This is a genomic window from Roseivivax sp. THAF197b (genome assembly GCF_009363255.1).
In the GTDB taxonomy this organism is placed as follows: Bacteria; Pseudomonadota; Alphaproteobacteria; order Rhodobacterales; family Rhodobacteraceae; genus Roseivivax.
Genome location: NZ_CP045318.1, coordinates 977998 through 1002535, shown reverse-complemented (window position 1 = coordinate 1002535; position 24538 = coordinate 977998). Strand labels below are relative to the sequence as shown.

General features: G+C 63.3%; 23 protein-coding genes. 8 read left to right on the top strand and 15 right to left on the bottom strand.

Translation table 11 applies throughout. The features are described 5' to 3' along the window. Nucleotides 1–3 precede the first annotated feature (3 nt). The 3 genes from FIV09_RS05060 (at nucleotide 4) to FIV09_RS05050 (ending at nucleotide 2728) form a co-directional block, all read left to right on the top strand. Entirely contained in the window at nucleotides 4–1188 is a 1185-nt protein-coding gene (locus FIV09_RS05060) for a VWA domain-containing protein (RefSeq protein WP_152448975.1), read from the top strand. A 312-nt stretch (nucleotides 1189–1500) separates the two neighbouring features. Then, the gene (locus FIV09_RS05055; RefSeq protein ID WP_305793789.1) at nucleotides 1501–1932 is read left to right on the top strand and encodes an OsmC family protein; all 432 of its coding nucleotides are present in this window, start codon (nucleotides 1501–1503) and stop codon (nucleotides 1930–1932) included. Between the two features lie 100 nt (nucleotides 1933–2032). Then, nucleotides 2033–2728, top strand: a complete 696-nt coding sequence (locus FIV09_RS05050) for a M48 family metalloprotease (protein ID WP_152448973.1) — start codon at nucleotides 2033–2035, stop codon at nucleotides 2726–2728. Between the two features lie 18 nt (nucleotides 2729–2746). Here FIV09_RS05050 and FIV09_RS05045 read toward each other — a convergent pair whose 3' ends face one another. Continuing rightward, on the bottom strand, nucleotides 2747–3898 hold the full coding sequence (locus FIV09_RS05045) for a hypothetical protein (protein ID WP_152448972.1): 1152 nt from the start codon (nucleotides 3896–3898) through the stop codon (nucleotides 2747–2749). Next, complete coding sequence (locus FIV09_RS05040) at nucleotides 3898–4677, bottom strand: SDR family oxidoreductase (protein ID WP_152448971.1); 780 nt, start codon at nucleotides 4675–4677, stop codon at nucleotides 3898–3900. Before FIV09_RS05040 ends, FIV09_RS05045 begins: the two co-directional genes overlap by 1 nt. A 124-nt stretch (nucleotides 4678–4801) precedes the next feature. Between FIV09_RS05040 and FIV09_RS05035 the strand changes: the two genes are divergently transcribed. Then, on the top strand, nucleotides 4802–5818 hold the full coding sequence (locus FIV09_RS05035) for a Hint domain-containing protein (protein WP_152452367.1): 1017 nt from the start codon (nucleotides 4802–4804) through the stop codon (nucleotides 5816–5818). Between the two features lie 102 nt (nucleotides 5819–5920). Here FIV09_RS05035 and FIV09_RS05030 read toward each other — a convergent pair whose 3' ends face one another. Both FIV09_RS05030 and FIV09_RS05025 read right to left on the bottom strand, forming a co-directional pair. Beyond that, on the bottom strand, nucleotides 5921–6295 hold the full coding sequence (locus FIV09_RS05030) for a nuclear transport factor 2 family protein (RefSeq protein ID WP_152448970.1): 375 nt from the start codon (nucleotides 6293–6295) through the stop codon (nucleotides 5921–5923). Nucleotides 6296–6371: 76 nt separating this feature from the next. After that, complete coding sequence (locus FIV09_RS05025) at nucleotides 6372–6626, bottom strand: Rho termination factor N-terminal domain-containing protein (protein ID WP_152448969.1); 255 nt, start codon at nucleotides 6624–6626, stop codon at nucleotides 6372–6374. A gap of 87 nt (nucleotides 6627–6713) precedes the next feature. On the opposite strand from FIV09_RS05025, the gene FIV09_RS05020 reads away from it, so the two are divergent. The 4 genes from FIV09_RS05020 (at nucleotide 6714) to FIV09_RS05005 (ending at nucleotide 12782) form a co-directional block, all read left to right on the top strand. Then, nucleotides 6714–8321, top strand: coding sequence for a peptide chain release factor 3 (locus FIV09_RS05020; RefSeq protein WP_152448968.1), 1608 nt, complete (start codon nucleotides 6714–6716; stop codon nucleotides 8319–8321). Between the two features lie 145 nt (nucleotides 8322–8466). Beyond that, the gene (locus tag FIV09_RS05015; RefSeq protein ID WP_254702310.1) at nucleotides 8467–10176 is read left to right on the top strand and encodes a glycosyltransferase family 2 protein; all 1710 of its coding nucleotides are present in this window, start codon (nucleotides 8467–8469) and stop codon (nucleotides 10174–10176) included. Continuing rightward, nucleotides 10173–11132 (top strand): glycosyltransferase family 2 protein, encoded by a 960-nt coding sequence (locus tag FIV09_RS05010; protein ID WP_152448966.1) that lies wholly within the window; start codon nucleotides 10173–10175, stop codon nucleotides 11130–11132. The genes FIV09_RS05015 and FIV09_RS05010 overlap by 4 nt, the downstream gene beginning before the upstream one ends. Nucleotides 11133–11273: 141 nt before the next feature. Beyond that, the gene (locus FIV09_RS05005; RefSeq protein ID WP_152448965.1) at nucleotides 11274–12782 is read left to right on the top strand and encodes a DEAD/DEAH box helicase; all 1509 of its coding nucleotides are present in this window, start codon (nucleotides 11274–11276) and stop codon (nucleotides 12780–12782) included. 126 nt (nucleotides 12783–12908) lie between these two features. On the opposite strand, the gene FIV09_RS05000 is transcribed toward FIV09_RS05005, so the two are convergent. From FIV09_RS05000 to nuoH, 11 genes are all read right to left on the bottom strand, one after another. After that, nucleotides 12909–14570 carry a ribonuclease J gene (locus FIV09_RS05000; protein WP_152448964.1) on the bottom strand — a complete coding sequence of 554 codons (1662 nt, stop codon included), beginning with the start codon at nucleotides 14568–14570 and terminating at the stop codon, nucleotides 12909–12911. Then, complete coding sequence (locus FIV09_RS04995) at nucleotides 14567–15349, bottom strand: type III pantothenate kinase (RefSeq protein ID WP_152448963.1); 783 nt, start codon at nucleotides 15347–15349, stop codon at nucleotides 14567–14569. Before FIV09_RS04995 ends, FIV09_RS05000 begins: the two co-directional genes overlap by 4 nt. A 12-nt stretch (nucleotides 15350–15361) precedes the next feature. Then, complete coding sequence (locus FIV09_RS04990; protein WP_152448962.1) at nucleotides 15362–16108, bottom strand: biotin--[acetyl-CoA-carboxylase] ligase; 747 nt, start codon at nucleotides 16106–16108, stop codon at nucleotides 15362–15364. A gap of 295 nt (nucleotides 16109–16403) precedes the next feature. Then, a complete protein-coding gene (nuoN, locus tag FIV09_RS04985; protein WP_152448961.1) occupies nucleotides 16404–17849 on the bottom strand; it encodes an NADH-quinone oxidoreductase subunit NuoN in 1446 nt (481 codons plus the stop codon). A gap of 3 nt (nucleotides 17850–17852) precedes the next feature. Beyond that, nucleotides 17853–19409 carry an NADH-quinone oxidoreductase subunit M gene (locus FIV09_RS04980; protein ID WP_152448960.1) on the bottom strand — a complete coding sequence of 519 codons (1557 nt, stop codon included), beginning with the start codon at nucleotides 19407–19409 and terminating at the stop codon, nucleotides 17853–17855. After that, nucleotides 19409–21481, bottom strand: coding sequence for an NADH-quinone oxidoreductase subunit L (gene nuoL / locus FIV09_RS04975; RefSeq protein WP_152448959.1), 2073 nt, complete (start codon nucleotides 21479–21481; stop codon nucleotides 19409–19411). The genes FIV09_RS04980 and nuoL overlap by 1 nt, the downstream gene beginning before the upstream one ends. 4 nt (nucleotides 21482–21485) lie before the next feature. Continuing rightward, entirely contained in the window at nucleotides 21486–21791 is a 306-nt protein-coding gene (gene nuoK / locus FIV09_RS04970; RefSeq protein WP_076446015.1) for an NADH-quinone oxidoreductase subunit NuoK, read from the bottom strand. A 171-nt stretch (nucleotides 21792–21962) separates the two neighbouring features. Beyond that, entirely contained in the window at nucleotides 21963–22565 is a 603-nt protein-coding gene (locus FIV09_RS04965; protein WP_152448958.1) for an NADH-quinone oxidoreductase subunit J, read from the bottom strand. Then, entirely contained in the window at nucleotides 22562–22969 is a 408-nt protein-coding gene (locus tag FIV09_RS04960; RefSeq protein WP_152448957.1) for a carboxymuconolactone decarboxylase family protein, read from the bottom strand. The genes FIV09_RS04965 and FIV09_RS04960 overlap by 4 nt, the downstream gene beginning before the upstream one ends. After that, nucleotides 22966–23460 carry an NADH-quinone oxidoreductase subunit NuoI gene (nuoI, locus tag FIV09_RS04955; protein ID WP_152448956.1) on the bottom strand — a complete coding sequence of 165 codons (495 nt, stop codon included), beginning with the start codon at nucleotides 23458–23460 and terminating at the stop codon, nucleotides 22966–22968. Before nuoI ends, FIV09_RS04960 begins: the two co-directional genes overlap by 4 nt. A gap of 39 nt (nucleotides 23461–23499) precedes the next feature. Next, nucleotides 23500–24537: an NADH-quinone oxidoreductase subunit NuoH gene (gene nuoH / locus FIV09_RS04950; protein ID WP_152448955.1), complete on the bottom strand. Its 1038-nt coding sequence runs from the start codon at nucleotides 24535–24537 to the stop codon at nucleotides 23500–23502. Nucleotide 24538: the final 1 nt, after the last annotated feature.

The window sequence follows — 24538 nt, the reverse complement described above, 5'->3', positions numbered from 1 at the left end:
GGCATGTTCGTCCCCTTTTTCGAAAAACTCCGCGATGCGGGCGTGCCGGTGTCGCTTCGCGAATACCTGACATTTCTGGAAGCGATGCGCGCAGGCCTCGCCACCTATGATCCGGAGGCGTTCTACTACCTCGCGCGCAGCGCCATGGTGAAGGACGAGCGGCATATCGACCGCTTCGACCGCGCCTTCGCCGCCGCCTTCTCTGGGCTGGAGAACATCAGCTTCGACCAGGTGCTCGAAGCCGTGGACCTGCCCGCCGACTGGCTGACCAAGATGTCGGAAAAGCACCTCTCGCCCGAGGAGAAGGCCGAGATCGAGGCGCTCGGCGGCTTCGACAAGCTGATGGAGACCCTGCGCGAGCGTTTGAAGGAACAGCAGGGCCGCCATCAGGGCGGCAACAAATGGATCGGCACGGGCGGCACATCGCCATTCGGAGCCTACGGCTACAACCCCGAAGGCGTGCGCATCGGCCAGGATACCTCGCGCCATCGCCGCGCCGTGAAGGTCTGGGACAAGCGCGAATTTCGCGAATACGACGATTCCATCGAGATCGGCACCCGCAACATCAAGGTGGCGCTGAAGCGCCTGCGCAAATGGGCCCGCGACGGCGCCGCCGATGAGCTTGACCTGCCCGGAACGATCCGGTCGACCGCCGAACAGGGCTGGCTCGACGTGAAGACCCGGCCCGAGCGGCGCAACGCGGTCAAGGTGCTGCTGTTTCTCGACGTGGGCGGCTCGATGGACGATCATATCCGCGTGGTCGAGGAGCTTTTCTCCGCCGCGCGCTCCGAGTTCAAGCACCTCGAACATTACTACTTCCACAATTGCCTCTACGAAGGCGTCTGGCGCGACAATCGCAGGCGCTGGGACCAACAGACGCCGACCCACGAGGTGCTGCGCACCTATGGCGCGGATTACAAATGCATCTTCGTGGGCGATGCCTCGATGTCGCCCTACGAGATCGCCATTCCGGGCGGCGCCAACGAACACTGGAACCAGGAGGCCGGCCAGACCTGGCTGGAGCGCGCGCGGGCGCAATGGCCGGACCACCTCTGGATCAATCCGGTGCCCGAGAAATACTGGGATTACACCCAGTCCATCGGCATGATCCGCGAGATTTTCGAGGATCGCATGGTGCCGATGACGCTTGACGGCATCGACCGCGGGATGCGCGAACTGGCGCGGTAACCGCGCCCTCCGTGGGCCTCAGCAGACGAGCCGCGCGCCCCTCTTTGCCGCATCGGCTCCCGCATTCCTCAAACCCGGCGCGTCGCTCGCCATAAATCTCCCTCGCCCCCTCACGACCGGACCGGAAATACCTCCGGAGGTCTGGAGGCAGAGCCTCCAGCGGATCGGCGGCCGAAGGCCGTCGATCCGATCTGCGCCATGCCACGCAGCGCAAAACCCGGAATGCGTGCCAGGCGGCGGGCACGGAACCACTCCGTCATTCGGAACGTTGGGTTCCGAATTCACTTGGGACAAAGGGATACCAACATGGCGATCAAGAAATTCGGCACCGCGCATTGGGCGGGCGATCTGCAATCCGGCAAGGGCAGGGTCTCGACCGAATCGACCGCGCTCGACAACACGCCCTACGGCTTCAACACCCGCTTCGAGGACGAGCCCGGCTCCAACCCCGAAGAGCTTGTCGGCGCCGCGCATGCGGCCTGCTATTCGATGGCGCTTTCGATGATCCTCGGCCAGCACGATGCCACGGCGGACGCGATCGACACCAAGGCGACGGTCAGCCTCGAGAAGGATGGCGACGGCTTCTCGGTCACCAAGGTGCATCTCGAAGTGAAGGCCACCGTGCCGGGCCTCGATGAGGCTAAGTTCATGGAAGCGGCCAATGCCGCCAAGGAGGGCTGCCCGATCTCCAAGCTCTACAAGGGCGGCACCGCAGAAATCACCATGGACGCATCGCTCGTCTGACGCGTTCGATCTGCGCATCCCGCAGACTGCGACATCAGGGCGTCCGGGGCGAAGGCTCCGGGCGCTTTTTCTTTGGCCCGTCCCGCCCCATATTACGACCATGATCAAGTTCACACCGATCCTGCTCGCCATTCTCTACGGCCTTGCCATGTACCGCTTCTCGGCATGGCGCACCGCGAAGGAGCTTGACGAGCGCTCGACCGAGCTGGCCGACCCGCGCCTGCGCGATATTCTCTCGCGGCTGGCCAAGGCACTCGATGTGCCGCGCATCAAGGTGCATATCTACGAGATCGATCCGGTGAACGGCCTCGCAGCACCGGACGGGCGCATCTTCATCACCAGGGGTTTCTACCGCAAATATCAGCAGGGCGAGGTCACGGGCGAGGAAATGGCCTCGGTCATCGCGCATGAGCTGGGTCATGTGGCGCTTGGCCATTCGCGGCGGCGGATGATCGACTTTTCCGGGCAGAACGCCCTCCGCACGGCGCTCGCGATGATCCTCGGCCGGATCATCCCCGGCGTGGGTGTGTGGATCGCCAACATGCTGGGCTCGCTTCTGGCCGCACGGCTTTCACGCAGTGACGAGTTCGAGGCCGACGCCTATGCCGCGGCACTTCTCGCCAAGGCAGGAATCGGCATCGGGCCGCAGAAGTCGCTCTTTGCCAAGCTCGAAGAGCTGACGGGCGCGCGCGCAGGCGCAGTCCCCGCCTGGCTGATGAGCCATCCCAAGACCGAGGAACGCATCGCGGCTCTTGAGGCGCTGGAAGCCCGCTGGGGCACCGCCCCTGCCAAGTAAGGCTCTCCAGTCCGGGGCCTAGCCCCCGACGCTCACGGTGAAGCTATATTCGGCCACATCCCGGCCATTGACCTGCAGGATCAGCTCATGCGGCCCGGCATGCCAGGTGAAGGTGGTCGCGTTGGCCTTGAGGTTGTGGCGCTTTTCCAGTGTCGCTGTCTCGCCGGCCGCGACATTGCACTGGCCCAGCTTGAACACTTTCTCACCCATGCGCCCGCCGGGGCGGTGAAAGCGGATCCGGTAATCCACCAGCAGACGGCCCGCGCGCGCAGGCGTGATCTGCGCCTTGATCGTCAATGGCGCGCCGATCGGCACCGGATCGGGCGTGCAATGCAGGCTTGCGTCAACGGGCAGCTCCGGATCGATCCCGATCAGCGCCAAGGCTGCGGGCGCGCCGCGCTTCACCGCCCCGCGCAGGGCGTGGCGCGTCATCCAGTCAAGCTCGCGCGGGGATTGCCGCCCGGCCGCCTTCCAGGCCGAGAGATGCCGCGCGACCGCATCGAGATCATGCCGCGTCAGATCATTGAGGTGGTTCGCGACCGAGCGCGTGACGTAGCGCGTGGGATCGGCATGCAGCGCGTCCAGAAGCGGCAGCGCACGCGCCGGCGGCAGCGTGATGTTGGCAGCCCAGGGCAGACGCGGGCGCGTGCCTTCCGACACGAGACGCCGCACATGGTAATTCTCGTCCTCCGCCCAGACTGCGAGCCGCTCCAGCGTCTCGTCGGGCCAGCGGTTCAGGAAGGGCCGGATGTAATACTCCATCGAGAAGCGCTGCGTGGCGCGGTGGATCAGGTCGAGCGCGCGGTCACGGTGGTCCTCGATCCCGTGGCGCACGGCCAGGATCCCCGGCACGGCATGGATGAACTGCCCGAAATCATTGTCCTGCAGGCTCGGGTCCAGCTTTGGCGGCATGGCCGCTTCCAGCGCCTCGGCCATGGCCGGGAAGTCCTGCGGAAGCTGCGCCTCGATGCATGTGGCGAGCCAGTCCAGCCGTTCCAACAGGCCGCGACCGGCAAGGCCCTGCAGCGCTTCGGCTTCGAAACGGGCCGGGTCGAAACCGGGCAGCACCGCGTATTCGCGCGCCAATTGCCCGATTGTGCGTGCATTGAACAACTGATCCGACAGCGAGAATCCTGCCCCGCCGCCGGTCCCGTCCGGCCCCCGCGCCATCAGAGCGTCGCGTTGATGCCGCCACCATCGAGCAGGATGTTCTGCCCGACGATATAGCCTGCATGTTGCGAACAGAGGAAAGCACACATCGCGCCGAACTCCTGTCGCGTGCCATAGCGCCGGGCGGGAATGGTCTGGAACTTGGCGTGCCGGATGTCCTCCTGGCTGCGGCCCTGCGCCTCGGCCGCGCGCCGGTCGAGCGCATCGATCCGGTCGGTATCATGCGCGCCGGGCAGCAGGTTGTTGATGATCACGCCCTCGGGCGCGACCTGCCGCGCTGTCCCGGCGACAAAGCCCGTCAGCCCCGTGCGCGCCGAATTGGACAGGCCAAGGGCGGCGATGGGCGCCTTCACCGATTGCGAGGTGATGTTGACCACCCGGCCCCAGCCCCGCGCCATCATGCCCGGCAGGCAGGCCTGCATCAGCGCGATGGGCGTCAGCATGTTGGCATCGAGCGCGGCGACGAAATCGTCCCGCGTCCAGTCGGACCAGATGCCCGGCGGCGGGCCGCCTGCATTGGTCACAAGGATGTCCACGTCGCCTGCGGCCTCAAGCACTGCCGCGCGCCCATCCTCTGATACGATATCAGCAGCGACCGTCGTGACCGAGACGCCGTAATCCGCACGCAAGGCTGCCGCCGTTTCCTCCAGCGCCTCGGCGCCGCGGGCATTCAGAACGAGATCGACGCCCGCTTCCGCCAGAGCCTCTGCGCATCCGCGGCCCAACCCTTTCGACGCCGCCGTCACCAATGCCCGTTTTCCGCGAATTCCCAAATCCATGCGCTTCCTCTCTTCTTGATGGCGGTCGACAAAAGACCTGTCCTGCGGCCTCGTGATGCCATAATCGGTGGGCAATCTACATTGAGATTTTCTCAAGACTTCCTGCGGATACGAGACACGCGTGATGACGACCAGCGGCACGCCCCGCTCCACCCAGACCCTCGGCGTTTACCGCGCCGAGCATTTCCGCGTGATCAACGGCGCCAATCTCGGCGATCCGGTGAGCTTTGCGGAAGAGCTGATGCTCGACGATCTGTACCAATTGTCACCAGTCGCCGCCGAGATGCAGCTTCGGGTCGTGGTGCGTCCCGACGCGCCCTTTTCCATCGCGACTGGCTCCGAGATCGGTCAGCCCGGCGCCGATCTGCACCTCGACTGCGCCATCACGCTGATGTCCGGAGACGGGCGCACGCATGAAGCCCTCGTCCTCGTGGAGACGGATGGGAACGGCCATGCGCAAGGGCTGTATCTCCTGCCGCTGGCGCCCCTGGCCCCCCGTATCGATTACGCCCTCGTGGGCATCGACACAGAAGAGATGCTGGCGAAGTTCGCGCAGTTGGCCTGCGTGTCCTTCACCCGCGGAACGCTCATCACCATGGCCTCCGGGGCGCAATGCCCGGTCGAGGATCTCAAGATCGGCGACCGTGTTCTGACCCGCGATGACGGCCCGCAGGCCGTGCGCTGGATCGGGCAGCGGACGACACGGGCCGTCGGGGGCTTTGCGCCGGTGCAAATCCGGGCGGGCGCCCTGAACAACACAAATGACCTGGTCGTCAGCCCCGACCATCGGCTGTTCATCTACCAACGTCAGGATGCGCTGGGCGCCGGGCGTGCCGAGGTGCTGGTGCGCGCCCGGCATCTGGTGAACGGCGATACGATCCGTCGGCTGACGGGAGGCTTCATCGATTATTTCCAGATGCTCTTCGATCAGCATCAGATCATCTATGCCGAGGGAATTGCTGCGGAATCCATGATCGTGGATTCGCGCACGCGGGCGATTTTGCCCACCGAGATGGCCGACATGCTGAGCCAATTGCAGCGCGACCACCGCGAAAGCGAACATGGCTCGCTCGAAATCAGCGAAGAGATGCTTTCACATCTCGACGCCGCCGCCGTTTTGCGAAAATCCTCGGGCGGGTAAGGCGGAATTGCGGTCGACATGCGGCGAAACAGTGGCATTTTCGCAAGTCGACATGCTCTCTGAGCGCCACATACGCCGTAGCGCGCAAAATGCACCGTTCGGCTACGGCATCGTGTAGAAGAACTCCTCGCGCACGATCTTGCCATCGGCGATGTGATAGACCGCGACCTCTTCCATGATGCTGCGCTCGCCGGTGGATTTGTCCGTGGCATCCACCTTGAAGGTCACCGCGAAACGGTCCTGGCCATGCATGTAAGGGCCGCCGATCTCAGCCGAGTGGAACTCCATCGCGTTGTCCCACCAATCGTGCTTGCCGCGGATGCCATCCAGACCATGCGTTTCGGCGCTGTCCTGCCCTTCCATGGCCATGGCTTCGACCGACACGGCATCTTTCGCATAAAGCCGGTCGAGGTTTTCGCGATCGCGGCCTTCACGACATCCGGACACAAGCTCTTGCGCAATTTCAACGGGAGTCATGTGGGTACCTCACACAAAATGTTCACGTAATGTTCATCCTGCGCGCGGTATGACGATTCGAAAAGTATTTTTCGGGTCAGTGGTTCCGCAGGGCGGAAATCAGCTCATCCTTGGTCATGTCCGATCGGCCCTCGATGCCAATCTCTTGCGCGCGGGAATACAAGTCATCCTTGCTCCACTCTTCATATGCAGGTTGCTTGCCGCCCTTCTCGGACGGATTCATGTCGTCATTGGCCTTGGCATTCGCGATGCGTGCGGCCTTTTCCTTCGACATGCCGTCGTCGCGCAGATCGTCGTACAGTTTTTCGTTCTTGATGCTTGGGCGGGCCATGGAAACCTCTCCTATAAAAAGGGTGAACCGCAGAGTGCGCGCTTGGGTTCCTTGCCAAGGCCGCCGCCCGCTCCTATGACGCAGCCTATGTTGGACGCGCCCCAGAACCGCCCCGCCCTGCCCGCCGAAATTGCGCGGCGGCGAACCTTTGCCATCATCTCGCATCCCGATGCGGGCAAGACGACACTGACGGAGAAGTTTCTGCTCTTCGGTGGCGCGATCCAGATGGCCGGTCAGGTGCGTGCAAAGGGTGAAGCGCGGCGCACCCGGTCGGATTTCATGCAGATGGAAAAGGATCGTGGCATCTCCGTCTCGGCCTCGGCGATGTCGTTCGATTACGGAAACTTCCGCTACAATCTCGTCGATACGCCCGGCCACTCCGACTTTTCCGAAGACACCTATCGCACGCTGACCGCGGTCGATGCGGCGATCATGGTCATCGATGGCGCCAAGGGCGTTGAAAGCCAGACCCAGAAACTTTTCGAGGTCTGCCGCCTGCGCGACCTGCCGATCCTGACCTTCTGTAACAAGATGGACCGCGAAAGCCGCGACACGTTCGAGATCATAGACGAGATCCAGGAAAACCTGGCCATTGACGTGACGCCTGCCTCATGGCCGATCGGCGTCGGGCGGGATTTCATCGGCGCCTATGACATGCTGAACGACCGGCTTGAAATCATGGACCGCGCGGACCGGAACAAGGTCGCGGAAAGCGTGCAGATCTCCGGTCTCGACGATCCCAAGCTGGCCGATCACGTGCCCGATCATCTTCTGGGTCAGTTGCGCGAAGAGGTTGAGATGGCACGCGAATTGCTGCCAACCCTTGATCCGCAGGCGGTTCTGGAAGGTCACATGACGCCGATCTGGTTCGGCTCGGCGATCAACTCCTTCGGCGTGAAGGAATTGATGGACGGCATCGGCAATCTCGCGCCTGAGCCGCAGCCCACCTCTGCCGAACCGCGCCAGATTGCGCCCGAAGAGCGCAAGGTCGCGGGCTTCGTCTTCAAGGTCCAGGCGAACATGGACCCCAAGCATCGCGACCGCGTAGCCTTCGTGCGGCTGTCCTCGGGGCATTTTCAGCGCGGCATGAAACTGACCCATGTGCGCTCGAAAAAGCCCATGGCCATCTCCAACCCGGTGCTGTTTCTCGCCTCGGACCGCGAACTCGCCGAAGAAGCCTGGGCGGGCGACATCATCGGCATTCCAAACCACGGCCAGCTGCGAATCGGTGACACTCTGACCGAAGGCGAGGCTCTGAAAGTGACGGGCATCCCGTCCTTCGCCCCCGAATTGCTGCAAGCGGCCCGGGCGGGTGACCCGATGAAGGCCAAGCATCTGGAAAAAGCGCTGATGCAATTCGCCGAAGAAGGCGCGGCCAAGGTCTTCAAGCCGACCTACGGTTCGGGCTTCATCGTGGGTGTCGTGGGGCAGCTGCAATTCGAGGTATTGGGCAGCCGGATCGAGATGGAATACGGTCTCCCGGTTCGCTTCGAGGCGTCGCAATTCACCTCGGCGCGCTGGGTGCATGGCTCGCAAAAGGCTGTCGAGGCCTTCGTGAACGCCAACAAGCAGCATATCGCGGAGGATAATGACGGCGACATCGTCTACCTGACGCGCCTGCAATGGGACATTGATCGCGTCGTGCGCGATTATCCCGACATCACCCTGTCGGCGACCAAGGAAATGATGGTCTGACAGCGCGCCCGTCGCGCGAATTGTCTCGAGATTTGCCCGCTCCAGCCTTGTTCTGGCCGTGAAGCTGCGCCACCTTTTCGCCATGTCTGCGCGCATACCCAAAACCTCGAGCTATCCGGGCGGGATAGAGGCCGTTCTTACCCAAATGGAGGGACGGCGCGCGCCGCTCGAATATGCCGAGGGCGAGGCATTGCCGCCTCTCGACATCGACCTGCAGGCGCTCAAAACCGCGCTCGTCGGAGATCCCGCAGAAGACCCGGCGGAACAGCCCCCCTTTCGATCCTCCTACCACCGCAAACGCTTCGCGCTGCGCCAGGAATTCACGGGCAAGAGCGAACTGGCCTGTCTTCATGGTCTGCTCGTGGCACATCTGCGCAAACGTGCCTTCCCCGACCATATCCCTGCCCTGTTCCGCAGGCTCTGGGCCGAGGAGGCGGACTTTCTGCTGCAAGCGCTCGATGCCCGTTGGCAGGTCTCTGCGGTCACGACCTTTGGCGATCACGGCGTAGATCCGGAAGAACGTGCCGTTGGGCTGGCCTTGTCGACCCTGTTCGGCGCCATGAAACTCTATGAAAGCGAACGACTTTTTTCGGGGCGCCCCCCGGAAGCAACCTTTGCGCTCAAGGACAAGGTGAAGGCCGATCTGCCGATGCAGATGGATCCCTATGCATTGGGGTCAGGCGGTCTGGACGTGAACCTTCTGGGCCGTTTGTGGCAGGAGGCGGACGCAGCGCCGGTGATCCGCCCCTTGGCCCAAGGCCTGATCTCGGCGCTGATCGAGGATCCGGCGACGATCTTCCGCCGCCTGCAAAGAATGAAAGCCCGCAAGGCGCGCCAAAGGGCCGCCGAAGGTGCAACGCCCGCGCAAAAGAAAAACGTGGCCCCCGTCCCGACCTCGGTCAAGGGTCAAAAGGCCGATACCTTGCGCTGGGGCATCGTCGCGACGATCCGGGCGGAGACGCCCGACATTTTGCGTTTTGCGGCGTATCACCTCGAACTTGGCGCCCACGAACTGCATATCTATTTGGACGAACCCCAGCCCGAAGCGGCTGATTTTCTGTCGCGGAACCCGCGTATATTCGTGACCACCTGCGACGACGCGTATTGGTCCGAAAACCGCAAACCACGAATGGCGGCGCATCAATTGCGGCAGGTCTACAACGCCACGCGCACCATGCAGGCCCGCGCCCAGCATCTTGACTGGATCGCGCATATCGATGTGGATGAATTCCTGTCGCCGGATGATCGGATTGCGACAGCTCTTGCCGCCGTTCCGCCCGATGCGGCCCTGGCGCATCTAACGCCGATGGAGGCCTTGGCGGCAGACGACGGGCTGACCCCGAGCGCGTTCAAGACATCCCATGCCGCCGCGGGTGTGAAAAAAGCGCGGATCCAGGACATTTACCCGACCTTCGGAATGCATCTTTACGGCGGTTTTCTGAGCCACGCCGCGGGCAAGGTATTCGCGCGCACGGGTATTCCGGACACAAGGCTCGGCATCCACACGCTGAAATACAAAGGCGCGGACGTGTCGAACCGCGCGCCGCTCAGCGGTTGCCGCCTGGCCCATCTGCATGCACCAAGCTGGGAAGCGTTTCTGCGTCACCTGCCCTTCCGGCGCAGCGTCGGCTCCTACGCCAAGCAAAGCGAGCGGCCCGGAAAACTGGGGGTCGCCGATATACTGACCTATCTCGAGAAGGAGGAAGGCGAGGCAGGCCTGCGTTTGTTCTTCGATGAGGTCTGCCGCGATACGCCGGAGCTGCGGCAGAAGCTCGCAGCCCATGGGATGCTGGTCGAGCGTGACCTCGATCTCGACGGGGCTGTCGCGCGGGTGTTCCGAGGGCGCGCCGCGTGAGCAAATGGGGCATCGTCTCGACGATCAAGGCGCCGTTGCCGCGGATATTGGACTTTGCGGCGTGGCATCTGGAGCTGGGTGCAGACCACTTGTTCTTGTACCTCGACACCCCAGATCCAGAGGCGCGCGAGGTGTTGAGCGCCCATCCCGCGATCACGGTGACCGAGACCGATGCGGCCTATTGGGAGAAGAAAGGCGGGCGGCCCGACGCCCATCAAAACCGCCAGTGCCGGAATGCACGGCACGCCAATAATCGCAAAACGGGGCTCGCGTGGCTGGCCCATATCGATGTCGACGAGTTCCTGCTGCCCGAGGGAGATATCGCCGAGATCCTGAGCGCGATCCCCGCCGAGGCCTTGTGCGCCCGCATGCGGCCCGTGGAAGCGCTGGCACGGAGAAGTCAGAATGAATCGGACATTCTGTTCAAGGGCTTCCACCTCGACCAATCCGCGAGGCAGGACGCGAGCGCGCGCATTTTCGGCCCTTGGGCGCAGCATCTGTCGGGCGGATTTCTCAGCCATGTCGCGGGGAAGCTCTTCTTCCGCGCCGGAACGAAGGGTTTGCAAATTCGCATCCATAACGTGATCCTCGATGGCGAGCAGAACCCCGGCCAAGTGGCGCTGGATGAGGTCAAGCTCGGGCATTTTCATGCCGCGTCGTGGGAGGCATTTCGCGAGGCATATCGGTTCCGCCTGTCGCAGGGCTCCTACCGTGCGGGCCTTAATCCGCAGGCGCGGGGCAAAGACGCGATGAAGCTGCATGACCTCTTTCGCGAGATCGAAGCGGCGGAGGGCGAGGCCGGTTTGAAGCGCTTCTACGAGGAGGTGGCGACCGCGACACCGGAGCTGACCGCGAAGCTGGATCGCGAAGGGTTGCTGCACCGCCGCAAGATGGATCTGCCCGCGCTCGTCGCGCGGCACTTCCCCGGGCATGAAAGCGCCGCAAAGCCTTCATAGGAAAGGGTTAGATTGACGTCACACGCCCGTTAAGCTATGAGGCCACACGCTGCGCGGAGAGGTCTTCGCGCCCCGGCCCAGCGTTCGGCCGGACAGATGCAGACGCACGGGCCGGAACGTGTCCGTGAATACCGGATACACATGACCAAATTTACCGACCTGAATCTCGGCCCGAAGGTGCTGAAAGCTGTCACCGAAGCAGGGTACGAGACGCCCACACCGATACAGGCAGGCGCCATCCCGCCCGCCCTAGAAGGGCGCGACGTGCTTGGCATCGCGCAGACCGGCACGGGCAAGACCGCCTCCTTCACGCTGCCCATGATCACCAAGCTGGCGCGGGGGCGCGCGCGGGCACGGATGCCTCGCAGCCTCGTGCTGTGCCCCACCCGCGAACTCGCCGCCCAGGTGGCAGAGAATTTCGACACCTATTCCAAGCATGTGCGCCTGTCGAAGGCCCTGCTGATCGGCGGCGTCTCCTTCAAGGAACAGGACCAGCTGATCGACAAGGGCGTCGACGTGCTGATCGCGACGCCGGGCCGCCTTTTGGATCATTTCGAGCGCGGCAAGCTTCTCCTGACCGGCATCGAGATCATGGTGGTGGACGAAGCCGACCGCATGCTCGACATGGGCTTCATCCCGGATATCGAGCGGATCTTCTCGCTCACGCCGTTCACCCGTCAGACGCTGTTCTTCTCGGCGACCATGGCCTCCGAGATCGAGCGGATCACCAACACCTTCCTGTCCGCGCCGGCCCGGATCGAAGTGGCGCGTCAGGCCACCGCGTCCGAGACGATCGAACAGGGCGTGCTGATGCTGAAGCCGTCGCGGAAGGACCGCACCGACAACGAGAAGCGGAAAGCCCTGCGCGCGCTGATCGACGCCGAGGGTGAGAAACTGACCAACGGCATCATCTTCTGCAACCGCAAGATCGATGTGGATATCGTCGCGAAATCGCTGAAGAAATACGGCTATGACGCGGCGCCCATCCATGGCGATCTGGACCAGTCGCAGCGCACGCGGACGCTCGATGGCTTCCGGGCGGGCGATCTGAAAATCCTCGTGGCCTCCGACGTGGCGGCGCGCGGGCTCGACGTGCCTTCGGTCAGCCACGTGTTCAACTACGACGTGCCCGGCCATGCGGAGGATTACGTTCACCGCATCGGACGGACGGGCCGCGCAGGTCGCGACGGCAAGGCGGTCACGCTCTGTATCCCGCGCGATGAGAAGAACCTCGAAGACGTGGAGCGGCTGATCGACAAGCCGATCCCGCGCCTTGAGAACCCGCTGGGCGACACCGCCCCGGCGCAGGACGCGGCCCCCGAGGCCGAGGCCAACGGCGAGGCGGAGACCAAGCCCAAACGGTCGCGGAGCCGGTCGCGCCGCAAGAAAAGCGATGACACCCCCGCGGTGTCGCAAGCCGCGGAAGAGAGCAAAGCCGCAGAGGCGCAGGAGCCGGCCGCTGAGAAGGCCGAGCGCTCCGCCGACTTGCCTGCCCGCAGCAAGGCGACGAGCGACAAGGGCGGCGACCGGTCGCGCGGCAAGCGTGGCGGCGGTGGCCGCGGCGGGCGTGACGACAACAAGGTCGTGGGCATGGGCGATCACATGCCGACCTTCATCGCGATGAGCCTTGAGGAGCGGAAGACGGGCTGAGCCCCCTTCCCTCCTACACCCTACGAGAGACAAGAAAGGCCGCCCGAGGGCGGCCTTCTTCATTTTGCGGATCTTGCCGACAATCGTTGCAGAAGAAGGCCCCGGACGCGATCCGGGGCCTTAGCGTCAGCTCAAACGGCTGATCACCACCGTCACTTCCGGCTTCTTGCCGATCTCGTTCTGAGCCGCGTTGCGCACGGCGCGACGCAAGCCTTCTTCCAAGGCATCGTCATCGGCCAGAACCTTGGCTTTGGCCCGTTCGACGAACTGGCCCAGCTCCTCCTCCAGCGTGGCCTCGAGCGGCTGACGGCTGCGGCCCGTCGCGGGCAGCCCCATCGTATCGCACCAGGGCTCGCCAAGGGGCGTGTTGTCCTCATCGATGACCACGGTCACGGTGACATGGCCATTCAGCGCCATGCGGATCCGGTCGCGCACAACGCCGTCGAGCGCGCCGATCTGCACGCTGCCATCGAGGTAGGTGCGGCCCGTCTCGACGTAGTCGCAAGGCTTGCCCGAGATCAGGTCGACCATGGTGCCGTTGGGGGCCAGAACGCCCTTCCGCCCCTTGCCCCGGGCAAGGGCCGCATGGGTGCGCAGGTGGCGGTGCTCGCCATGCATGGGCACGACCACGTCCGGCTTGACGATGTCGTGCATCGCAAGAATGTCCGGGCGGTTCGCGTGACCCGAGACGTGGTAGCGGCCCGAGCTGTCATCGATCACGTCGACGCCCCGTTCGGAGAACTGGTTCATGATCCGGATCACGCCGCGTTCATTGCCCGGGATGGTCTTCGAGGAGAAGAGGAACAGATCGCCTTCCTTCAGCTCGATCCCGAAATGCTTACCACGCGCCAGTTGCGCGGAGGCGGCCCGGCGCTCGCCCTGGCTGCCGGTCACGATCAGCATCAGGTTTTCGCGCGGCACATCCGACGCGTTCTCGATCGGCACGACCGAGGGGAAGCCTTTCAGCACGCCGGTCTCGACGGAGGCCTCGACCATGCGCTGCATCGCCCGCCCCATCAGCACGATGGAGCGGCCCGCCCGTTCGCCCGCCTCGGCCAGCGTCTTCAGGCGCGCCACGTTGGAAGCGAAGGTCGTGGCGACCACCATGCCCTTGGCATCGAGCAGGAGCTTCTCGATCTCCGGGCCGACCGTCGCTTCGGAACGGCCTTCATGTTCCGAGAAGACATTCGTCGAATCGCAGACCAGGGCCTTCACGCCATCGGCGCTGATCTCTTCCCACATTGCGCGGTCGAAGGCCTCGCCCACGACGGGGGTCGCGTCGATCTTGAAGTCGCCGGTATGCACCACGCGGCCAAGCGGCGTGTCGATGACCAACGAGGAGCTTTCGGGGATCGAGTGCGAAATGGGCGCGAAGCCCACCTCGAACGGGCCCGCGGTTTGCGTCTCGGGCCAGGGCTCCTTCACCTTGACAGTGTCGGCGCTGAAACCCTTTTCGTCCATCTTGCGCCGCGCGATATTGGCCGTGAAGGCACGCGCATAGACCGGCGCGCCCAGGTCTTCCCAGAAATGCGCCAGCGCGCCCACATGGTCCTCATGGGCATGGGTGATGAAGATCGCCTCGATCCGGTCGCGGCGTTCCTTCAGCCAGGTGACATCGGGGAAAATCAAATCGACCCCGGGCGAGCCGTCCATGTCTGGGAAGGTCACGCCCAGATCCACGACGATGAGGCGCTCCTTGTCGGGTTCGCCGTAGCCGTAGACATAGCAATTCATGCCTATTTCACCCGCGCCGCCAAGCGCGAGGTAGATCAGTCTCTTACCGCTCATGGGAGTGTTCCCTCGGTTTTGTTGTGATTATGGATCACGGTCAGGCCGTGCATCGTGAGTTCGTCTTTCCAGTCGTCAAATAGCTCTTCGGTCTGCTGAAACAAAGGCGCCAGCCCGCCAGTCGCAATGATCTTCATCGGGCGCGCGCGTTCCGCCTTGATCCGGGCGCAGACCTCGCGGATCACGCCGACATATCCGTAGAAAATGCCCGATTGCATGCAGGCCACCGTATTGGTGCCCACAACCGCCTGCGGGCGGGAAATGTCCACATGGGGCAATGCGGCCGCAGCCTCGTGAAGCGCCTGTAGCGACAGGTTCACACCGGGCGCGATCACGCCGCCCACATAGGCACCATCGGCATCGACCACGTCGAAGGTGGTGGCAGTTCCGAAATCGACGACGATCAGGTCACCGCCGTAAAGATCATAGCCCGCAACCGAGTTGACAAGCCGGTCCGGACCGACCGCCGTGCCAGCATCGACGCGCACATCGATGGGCAGCGCGCAATCGGGTTTGCCGACGACCAAGGGGCGGGTGTTGAAGTAGCGATCCGCCAGCACCCGCAGGTTGAACACGACGCGCGGCACGGTCGACGAGATGATCATGTCGGTGATCTGCGCATCTACCTTCTGCAGCGACATCAGCGTGGACAGCCAGACGTAATACTGGTCCGCCGTGCGCTGCGTCTCCGTCGAGGTGCGCCAGGTGGCGATGAACTCCGCCCCGTTCCAGATCGAGAAGACGGTATTGGTATTGCCGCAATCGATGGCGAGCAGCATGGCGCGTCCTCCTCAGAAAAACACGTCGGCAGCGGCGATGGACACGCGGCCGTCCGGCGTCTTTAGGACAAGATTGCCGGTGGCGTCCACCGTCTCGAAAATGCCCTGCGTCTCCGCACGGGGCGTGCGGGCCGTAATGGCTTCCCCGATGCGGGCCGCACGGGCGAGCCAGGCCTCCCGGATCGGGGCGAAACCGTGGGTCCGGAAGGACGCCTCCCGCGCGGCATAGGCCTGCGCGAGGTGATCGAGAAACTCCTCTTGCGACACCTCCGCCCCGGTCTCCGGCAGAAGTGCCACGGGCCGAAGCGCATGTGCATCGAGCGCGCGCGAGTCAGGCGCTTCGCGCAGATTGACCCCCACCCCGATGGCGAGTGCTGCCACCCGGCCCCCGGCGCCTGCGCTTTCGAGCAGGATCCCCGCGAGCTTGCCGCCATTGAGCAGCACGTCATTGGGCCATTTCAGCGCGAAGGGCGTAGTCCGTCCGGTCAGCGTCACACAGGTATCGTGAAGCGCCAGTGCCGCCACGAACGAGCGCAGCGCGACGGTCTCGGGCGGCTCCTCGGGGCGCAGGAAAAGCGTGGCGGCAAAATTGCCATCCGGACCCGCCCAGGCGCGGCCACGACGGCCCCGCGCTGCGGTCTGGCGGTGCGCCATGATCCAGGTGGGACCGGCGAGCGTATCGGCGCGGCGCAGCGCCTCGGCATTGGTGCTGTCGGTCTCGGTGAGGATCAGGCGGTCATAGCCTGCGGGGAAGCTCATGTTCGGGGCTTTCGGACGAGCTGGGCCGCGCCGCGCGCCTGACCGGGGGATGGCGCTGCAACCGTGGAACGGCGCGCTTTATCCCGGCCATGTTCGGATGACCTCCGAGCAGGGGACAAGCTTCGCCAACGCGCCAGCCCGCCGGGCCGGGCAGGCGCGCGGCGCGGCGGCTGCAAAGCAGCCTCGATTCCGCGCCTATGGTCACCCGCACAACCCCGTGAGATCGCAGTCCCCATAAACAAGCGACGCGGCCCTTGGGGCCGCGTCACATCTGGATCACTCATGCGGAGTGCGATCACGGAACCAGCGTGGCCGCCGCAGCCGCCGCAGCACCTTCGATGCCGAAGAGGTTGATGACCCCCACGACCATCGCGACTGCCGACAGGCTCAGGAACCCGTAAAGGACCGGCGATGTGCCCTGATCGAGCGCGTCGTCCCGCTCCTCTCCAAAATACATGAAGAAGACGATGCGCAGGTAGTAGAACGCGCCAATCACCGAGGCGATCACGCCCGCAATCGCCAGCCAGGCGAGCCCACCTTCATAGGCCGCGCGCAGCACGTAGAGCTTGCCGAAGAAGCCCACAAGAGGCGGCACGCCTGCCAGCGAGAACAACAGGACCAGCATCGCCAGCGCCCGGCCCGGCTCCACCTTGGAGAACATGTTGAGCGAGGCGATGTCGGTCACCGGCTGACCGTCCCGCTCCATCGACAGGATGAAGGCGAAGGTCCCGACGTTCATCGTGACGTAGATCGCCATGTAGATGAGCAGCGCCTGCACCCCGAACTGCGTACCTGCCGCGAGGCCCATCAGCGCGTATCCCATATGGGCGATGGAGGAATAGGCCATCAGTCGCTTGATATTCGTCTGGCCGATCGCGGCGATGGCGCCCAGGAACATCGACAGGACAGAGAGCATGGCCACGACCTGCTGCCAGTCGCCGACGACGCCGCCGAAGGCTTCGAACATCAGCCGCGCGAACATCGCCATGGCCGCGACCTTGGGTGCGGTGGCGAAGAAGGCGGTGACGGGCGTGGGCGAGCCTTCATAGACATCGGGCGTCCACATGTGGAACGGCACCGCGGAGACCTTGAAGGCAAGACCGGCGGCCATGAACACCAGACCGAAGAGAAGGCCGAGCGATGCCTGACCCTCGCCTGCCGCCTCGATGATACCCGAGAAAAGCGTGGTGCCCGCAAAACCGTAGGTCAGCGACGCGCCGTAAAGCAGAAGGCCGGAGGACAGCGCGCCCAGGACGAAATATTTCAGGCCCGCCTCCGTGGAGATGGCGCTGTCGCGGCGCAGCGAGGCCACGACGTAAAGGGCCAGCGATTGCAGCTCGAGCCCCATGTAGAGCGCGATCAGGTCGCCCGCGGAGACCATCATCATCATGCCGACCGCCGAGAGCGCGATCAGGATCGGGTATTCGAAACGCAGGATGCCCCGGCGCTCCATGTAATCCTGGCTCATCACAAGGACGGCCGCGGCCGAGATCAGGATCATCACCTTCGAGAAACGCGCGAAGCCGTCATTGATGAACATGCCGCCGAAGGCGGTCTGGGTGCCGCTGACGCCCGAGGTCGCGATCCAGAGCGCGACAACCGCGAACAGGCCCGCGGTCGTCCAGACCAGCAGGGAGGCAAGCCCGTCCTTGGCGGTATAGACCGCCCCCAGAAGGGCGATCATGGCATAGACCGAAATGACGATCTCGGGAAGGATGACGGCGAGGTCTGACTGGATCATGGCTCAGTTGTCCTCAGAATTGGTGGCTGCGACCTGCGTCGCGGCACGCATCTCGGCCACGGCACTGTCGTAATCGGAGACGAGCGCTTCGACCGACGGGCCGATGCGGTCGAGGATCGGCGCCGGATAGACCCCCATCCAGATGGTCATGACGACGAGCGGCGCGAAGATCGCCTTCTCGCGGCGGGTCATGTCCTTGATGGTCTTCAGGCTTTCCTTGATGAGATCGCCCATCACCACTCGGCGATAGAGCCAGAGCGCATAAGCCGCCGACAGGATCACACCCGTGGTGGCGAACATCGCGACCCAGGTATTGACCTGGAAGACGCCCATCAGGGTCAGGAATTCCCCGATGAACCCGGACGTGCCCGGCAGGCCGACATTGGCCATGGTGAACAGCATGAAGATCAGCGCATAGGCGGGCATCCGGTTCACGAGGCCGCCATAGGCGTCGATCTCGCGGGTATGCATCCGGTCGTAGATGACGCCTACGCAGAGGAAGAGCGCGCCAGAGATGAAGCCGTGGCTGATCATCTGGAAGATCGCGCCGTCGATGCCCTGCTGGTTCGCGGCGAAAATACCCATGGTCACGTAACCCATATGGGCAACCGACGAGTAGGCGATGAGCTTCTTCATGTCCTCCTGCACCATCGCGACGAGCGAGGTGTAGACGATGGCGATGACCGAGAGCCACAGGATGAACGGCCCGATCACCTCGGTCCCGATGGGGAACATCGGCAGGTTGAAGCGCAGGAAGCCGTAGCCGCCGAGCTTCAGCAGGATCGAGGCCAGAACGACGGAGCCCGCGGTTGGCGCCTGGACGTGCGCGTCGGGCAGCCAGGTATGCACGGGCCACATCGGCATCTTCACCGCGAAGGAGGCGAAGAAGGCGAGGAACAGCAGCGTCTGCATGCCGCCCACGATCTGGATGCCGAGGACATTCATGCCCGCTGCCGAGAAGGAGTGGTTCAGAAGTGTCGGGATGTCGGTGGTGCCCGCATCGGCGAACATCGCCACCATCGCCACGAGCATCAGCACCGAGCCGAGGAACGTGTAGAGGAAGAACTTGAAGCTCGCATAGATGCGGTTCTTGCCGCCCCAGATGCCGATGATCAGGAACATCGGAATGAGGCCGCCTTCGAAGAACAGATAGAACAGCACCAGGTCGAGCGCCATGAACACGCCCAGCATCAACGTCTCGAGGACGAGGAAGGCGATCATGTATTCCTTGACGCGGTGCGTGACGTCCCAGCTCGCCGCAATCACGAGCGGCATGATGAAGGTCGTGAGCATCACGAACAGCACCGAGATGCCGTCGACACCCATCTTGTAGTTGAGACCAAGGAGCCAGGCACCCTCTTCCACCATCTGGAAGCCGGTATCGTTCGGATCGAACTGCGCGAGGATCACCAGCGAAATGAGGAAGGTCGCGATCGTGGCGTAAAGCGCCACGCGCTTTGCGTTGAGGGCTGCCGCTTCGCTGTCGCCCCGCAGGAAGATGCCGAGGATCGCCGCGGCCAGCGCGGGCAGGAAGGTGACAATGGACAGAAGGTTATCCATTATTTCGCTCCTCCGAACAGCGTCATCCAGGTGATGAGGACCGCGATCCCCACGACCATCGCGAAGGCATAGGTGAAGATGTAGCCCGACTGCGCACGGCCCGCGAGCCGGGTGAAGAAGGGCACGATGCCCATGGACAACCCGTTGATCGCGCCGTCAATCGTGGCGCCATCGCCCGTCTTCCACAGGAAGCGGCCCACGGCCTTGGCAGGACGCACGAAGAGGAAGTCGTAGATCTCGTCGAAATACCACTTGTTCAACAGGAACAGGTAGAGCGGGCGCTGGCTTTCTGCGAGCTGGCGCGGCAGCGCCGGGTTCACGATGTAGAAGAGATAGGCCACGCCAAGACCGATCAGCATCGCCACGAAGGGCGACAGCTTCACCCATGTGGGCACGTAATGCGCCTCGTGCAGCACGGTGTTCTCGGGCGCGATGTAGATCGCGGCCTCGCCCGGCGCGCTCTCCATGACGTAATGCAGCTCGGAAGCTTTGGGGCTGCGCTCGGCCACGGCCTCGACGAGTTCGGGTGCCGGTTCGGTGTATTCGCCACCGAAGAACTTCACCACCTCGTTGGTCTTGCCGAAGAAGCTCGAGTACCAGATCGCACCGGCCAGGATCGAACCGACCGCCAGGACACCCAGCGGGATCAGCATGACCTTGGGGCTTTCATGGGCGTGCTCATGCGTGTGCTTGTCGCCACGTGCCTCGCCAAAGAACGTGAGGAAGATGAGCCGCCAGGAATAGAAGCTGGTGAAGAGTGCTGCGATCACCAGCATCCAGAAGGCATAGCCGCCCTGGCTGCCGACAAAGGCGCTCTCTATCACGGCATCCTTGGAGGCAAAGCCCGCAAAGCCGATCCAGCCCGTCAGCGGAATGCCGACGCCGGTGATGGCCAGCGTGCCGATCATCATTGCCCAGAACGTGTAGGGCAGCTTGTGACGCAGGCCGCCATAGTTCCGCATGTCCTGCTCGTGGTGCATCCCGTGAATGACGGAGCCCGCACCAAGGAAGAGCATTGCCTTGAAGAAAGCGTGGGTGAAGAGGTGGAACATCGCCACCGAATAGACGCCGACGCCTGCCGCGACGAACATGTAGCCCAGCTGCGAGCAGGTCGAATAGGCAATGACGCGCTTGATGTCGTTCTGCACAAGGCCGACGGTGGCCGCGAAGAAGGCGGTGGTTGCGCCGAGGAAGGTGACGAAGGCCATCGCCTCGGGCGCGAATTCCATCAGCGGCGACATGCGGCAAACGAGGAAGACGCCCGCCGTGACCATGGTGGCCGCGTGGATCAGCGCCGAGACCGGCGTCGGGCCTTCCATGGCATCGGGCAGCCAGGTGTGCAGGATCAGCTGCGCCGATTTGCCCATGGCGCCGATGAAGAGAAGGAAGGCCAGCAGGTTCGCGGCATTCCACTCGGTCCAGAGGAAGGTGAGCTGCGTCTCCGCGATCTCGGGGGCTGCGGCGAAGATGTCGTCGAGCCGCACCGAGTCCACAAGGAAGAACAGCCCGAAGATGCCAAGCGCGAAGCCGAAATCGCCCACACGGTTGACGATGAAGGCCTTCATTGCCGCCGCATTGGCCGAGGGTTTCTTGTAGTAGAAGCCGATCAGCAGATACGAGGCGACACCCACGCCCTCCCAGCCGAAGAACATCTGAACGAGGTTGTCCGAGGTCACCAGCATCAGCATCGCGAAGGTGAAGAAGGACAGGTAGGCGAAGAAGCGGGGCTTGTAGACCTCGCCTTCCTTGAAGTTGTCGTCATGGGCCATGTAGCCCATCGAGTAAAGATGCACGAGCGCCGAGACGGTGGTCACGACGATCAGCATGATCGCGGTGAGACGGTCGAGGCGGATGGACCAATCCGTGGACAGAGTGCCCGACTCGATCCAGCGCAGAATCTGGATCTGATCGGTGACGCCGTCATGGCTGAGAAACACGATCCAGGAGAAGAAGCAGGCCAGGAACAGCAGGCCCGTGGTGATCCACATGGCCGCACGTTCACCGGTGATCCGCCATCCGAAGCCCGCGATCAGGGCACCGACCAGCGGGGCGAAGAGGATGATCGTTTCCATGCCCTCAGCCTTTCATCACGTTGACGTCTTCGACCGCGATCGTGCCACGATTGCGGAAGAAACAGACGAGGATGGCGAGGCCGATGGCGGCCTCTGCCGCAGCGACCGTCAGAACGAAGAGCGTGAAGACCTGTCCGACCAGATCGCCCAGGAACGACGAGAAAGCCACGAGGTTGATATTGACCGCGAGCAGCATCAGCTCGATCGACATCAGAAGGATGATGACGTTCTTGCGGTTGAGAAAAAGTCCGAAGATGCCGATGACGAACAGCGCCGCCGCCACCGTCAGGTAATGTTCCAGTCCGATCATTCTCGGTCCCTCGTCCGTCCTTGGCGCGGAAAATTAACTAATTTTCCGGTCCGTATTTTTATCTCGACCGTCGCGCCAAAGCGCGTTTCGATCTGGGTTTCCGCCCCGGTTCTTCCCGGCCGGGATCGGAAAATTATCTAATTTTCCGGCTGCCGCGCGCCGGAATGGGCCTCAGAGACCCTGCCCCGGCTTCACGTCCTTCAACTCCATCGCGGTTTTCGGATCGCGGTAGATCTGCGCCAGAACGTCCTGCCGCTTGACGTCCGACCGGTGCCGCAGGGTCAGCACGATGGCCCCGATCATCGCGACCAGCAGGATCAGGCCGGCCAGCTGGAACAGCAGGAAGTACTGATCATAGAGGATCATCCCCAGCGCCTCGGTATTGTGCCGATCCACGGGGATCGCCTGGGCGAGGTTCTCCGCCACTTCTGGAGCGGTTTCCCAGGCCCCGAAGGCGAGGACGAACTGCATCAGGATCACGATCCCGATCAGAAGCGCCAGCGGCATGTATTTCGCCATCTCCGCCTTCAACGCCGAGAAGTCGATATCAAGCATCATGACCACGAAGAGGAACAGCACCGCGACCGCACCCACATAGACGATGATCAGCAGCATCGCGACGAATTCCGCGCCCAGAAGCACGAAAAGACCCGCCGACGACAGGAAGGCCAGGATCAGCCAGAGCACCGAATGCACCGGGTTGCGGCTGACGACCGTGAACAGCCCGCCTGCCAGCGTCGAGATGGCAAAGAGGTAAAAGGCAAAGACGCTCATGACTTGTCGTCCTCCATGTCTTCCATGACAGAGCGCGCGAGTTCCATGGCGCGGGTCATGGCGGGTATGCCTGCGAACATCGACATCTGCGCGATGGTCTCGGCGATCTCGTCCTTGGTGGCGCCGGCTTCGCGCGCGTGACGCACATTCATGCGGAACGGTGTCTCCGCCTGCGCGCCTTGCATCGTCAACCCGGCCAGTGTCAACAGAAGCCGCGTCTTTGCATCGAGCCCGTCTTTGGACATGCCCTTGCCGAAAGACATCTCCATGAAATCTTTGGGCATGGTCGGCCAGAACTTTTCGATCTCACGCGTGTTCAGGGTCTCGAGCGCAGGATTCCAAGCCTTGGCCATTTCCTGCGCCTGCCGCATGAAAAACTCGAAAGGGTTCGGGCTGTCGGTCATCTGTAGGGCGCATCCAGCTCGAGGTTGCGGGCAATCTCGGCTTCCCAGCGCTCGCCGTTTTCGAGAAGCTTCTGCTTGTCGTAGTAGAGCTCCTCGCGCGTCTCGGTGGTGAATTCGAAATTCGGCCCCTCGACGATGGCATCCACCGGGCAGGCTTCCTGACAGAAGCCGCAATAGATGCACTTGGTCATGTCGATGTCGTAGCGCGTCGTGCGGCGCGACCCGTCCGAGCGTGGCTCGGCATCGATGGTGATGGCCTGTGCGGGGCAGATCGCCTCGCAGAGTTTGCACGCGATGCAACGCTCTTCGCCGTTGGGATACCGGCGCAGCGCATGCTCGCCTCGAAAACGCGGGCTGAGCGGGCCCTTCTCGTGCGGGTAGTTCACCGTGGCCTTGGGGCCGAAGAAGTATTTCAGCCCGAGCTTCATGCCGACCCAGAAATCGGCAAGCAAGAAGTAGCCAGCGCGGCGGGAGAAGTCTGTTTGGGTCATGTCACGTCCCTAGACTGTTTGATGCACGGTTTCAAAGGCTCAGGCGCCGGTGGTCCAGCGCGCGAAGATGCCCCAGAACCAGTCGAATTTTGCGGCAAAGGCCACGAAGACCACCCAGACGAGGCTGAACGGCAGGAAGACTTTCCAGCCCAGCCGCATCAGCTGGTCATAGCGGTAGCGCGGGGTGATCGCTTTCACCATCGCGAAGAGGAAGAAGAAGAACGCCATCTTGGCGACCATCCAGAGCGGCCCGTCGGGCAGGAACGGGATGGGCGACAGCCAACCGCCGAAGAACAAAAGCGAGGTCAGCGCGCACATCAGGAAGATGGCGATGTATTCGCCGGCCATGAAGAGCAGGAACGGCGTCGAGGAATATTCCACCTGGTAGCCCGCGACGAGTTCCGACTCGGCCTCGGGCAGATCGAAAGGCGGGCGGTTCGTCTCGGCAAGGGCCGAGATGAAGAAGAGGAAAACCATCGGCAGATGCGGCAGCCAGTACCAGCCGAAGAAGCCGTAGCCGGTATCCTGCGCGCGGACGATATCACCGAAATTCATCGAGCCCGTGGAGAGGATCACGCCGATGATGATGAGGCCGATGGAGACCTCGTAGGAAATCATCTGCGCCGCCGAACGGAGCGAGCCGAGGAACGGATATTTCGAGTTCGACGCCCAACCGCCCATGATCACGCCATACACCTCGAGCGAGGAGATCGCGAAGACATAGAGGATGGCGACATTGATGTCGGACAGCACCCACGTGTCGTTGAAGGGAATCACCGCCCAGGCCACCATCGCCAGCACGAAGGAGGTCAGCGGGGCCAGGATGAAGACCGCCCGGTCCGAACCTGCCGGGATCACCACTTCCTTGACCACGTATTTGAGCGCGTCGGCCACGGTCTGCAACAGACCGAAGACGCCGACCACGTTGGGCCCGCGGCGCATTTGAACGGCGGCCCAGATCTTGCGATCGCCGTAGACAAGGAAAAGCAGGCTCACCATGACGAAACCGAGAACTGCGAGGCACTGGGCCACGATGATCAGGGCGGTCCCGCCGGGCGACATCAGGAAGTCAGACATC